The sequence below is a fragment of the Streptomyces atriruber genome (assembly GCF_001418325.1).
Classification (GTDB): Bacteria; Actinomycetota; Actinomycetes; order Streptomycetales; family Streptomycetaceae; genus Streptomyces; species Streptomyces atriruber.
The window spans coordinates 1-1,818 of record NZ_LIPN01000449.1 but is presented as its reverse complement, the minus strand read 5'-3'; the positions used below and the strand labels follow the sequence as shown (position 1 = coordinate 1,818).

2 protein-coding genes are annotated in these 1,818 nt (G+C 71.7%); one reads left to right on the top strand and one right to left on the bottom strand.

Annotation, left to right across the window (positions count from 1 at the left end; translation table 11 throughout):
* On the bottom strand, nt 1-212 hold a 212-nt coding region (locus tag AOK03_RS44485), incomplete at its 3' end, for an aldo/keto reductase (protein ID WP_244177874.1).
* A gap of 202 nt (nt 213-414) precedes the next feature.
* Between AOK03_RS44485 and AOK03_RS35470 the strand changes: the two genes are divergently transcribed.
* On the top strand, nt 415-1,818 hold a 1,404-nt coding region (locus AOK03_RS35470), incomplete at its 3' end, for an alpha/beta hydrolase (RefSeq protein ID WP_055569506.1).

Here is a 1,818-nt window from a genome sequence, read left to right as displayed (position 1 = left end):
GCGAGGGCGCGGCCGATGAGCTCTTCGTTGTGGCCGCTGCCGTAGAAGTCGGAGGTGTCGAGCAGGGTGACGCCGAGGTCCAGCGCACGGTGGATCGTCGCGATCGACTGCGTGTCGTCCGACGTGCCGTAGCCGTGGCTCATCCCCATGCACCCGAGGCCCTGCGCCGAGACGGTCAGTGCGCCGAGACGGCGGGTGGGAAGGCTGGTCATGGTGGTACCTCCTGGGGTGTGCCCGGTGATCGCTTGCGACCCTAGGAGTTGGAGAGGACTCCAGGTCAAGGCGAGGACGTCCGGAGAACCGGAGGGCGGCACGGGGGCTGTCCCCAGGGCGGGTCGGGCCGCTGGCCCGATGGTCCGGCGGCGTGCGCGTTCCTAACGTGGTGATCAACTTCCCACCGAGTCAAGGAGCACGATGCGCCTCGCGCCAGCAGTCACCGCAGGGCTGGGTCTCGTCGGGTTGCTCGCGGGCGGCGTGTCCGCCGCGGACCGCCCCGAATCGCCGAAAGAGCAGCGCACACAGCTCAGTTGGGGCCGATGCTCCGCGGACCAGAAGGAGCTGAACGAGGCGGGCGCGCAGTGCGCCGAAGTGTCCGTGCCCCTCGACTACGCGAACCCCGACGGCCGTACGATCAAGATCGCGATCTCCCGCGTCAAGGCGAAGTCGCCGGGCGAACGGCGCGGCATCCTGCTGTCCAACCCGGGCGGACCGGGCGGCACGGGGCTCGCCAACACCCTCGCCCTGCGGCCCGCGCTGAAGGACGTCGCCGACCGCTACGACCTGATCGGCTTCGACCCCCGCTTCCTCGGCGAGAGCACCCCCGTCACCTGCGGCAAGGCCCCGCGGCCCGCGCCGCCCGCCGAGACCACCACCCCGCGCCGGGACTTCGAGGACTCGGTGCGGACCGCACGCGACACCGCGCGCCGGTGCCAGGAGCACGGCGACAACGCGGAGTTGCTCCCGCACGCCTCGACCAGGAACGTCGCCCGCGACATGGACGCCATCCGGGCGGCGCTCGGCGAGCGCAAGCTCTCGTACTACGGCATCTCGTACGGCGCCGACCTCGGCGCCGTCTACACCCAGCTGTTCCCGCGCCGGGCCGACCGCGTCGTCCTGGACTCCTCGACCGACCCGGCGGCCACGCAGTACGAGCTGTTCCAGCAGTCCGGGGCGCCCGCGGAGGCGGCGCTCGACCCGCAGGTGCGGTCCGACATCCGCACGGTGCTGGCACGGGCCGAGCGGCACCCCGTACCGGTCGAGGGGCAGCGTCTCAACGCCCCGCTGCTGCGGCTGATCTTCAAGCAGCTCGTGCAGCACGAGGAGCACGATCCCCAGCTGCTCAGCGTCGTCTCCGACCTGAAGAGGGCCGCCGCCGGGGAGCAGATCGAGCCGGGTCCCGCGCTCGAAGGATTCCTGGACCTCCTCTCCTCGCCCGAGCTGGCGGACAGCATGACGGGCGGCGCGATCTTCATGTGCGGCGACGGGGGCTGGCCCGCGGGCGGCTGGCCGAAGGATCCGGCGACGTACTGGAAGAACATGCAGCGCAGCCGGGCCACCCAGCCGGTCTTCGGGCCGTACGTCAACGGAATGATCGCCCCGTGCGCGTTCTGGGACGGCGAGCCGCGCGAACCCGGCACGAAGATCGGCAATGCCGTGCCCCTCCTGATGCTCCAGGCCCGGTACGACAACAACGTCCCGTACGAAGGCGCCCTCGCGCTGCACCAGAGGCTCAAGGGATCCCGCCTGATCACGGCGGACATCCGCTCGCACGGCGTGTACGCACGCGGCACCGCGGGCCTGACCCCGGTCCCGTGCGCC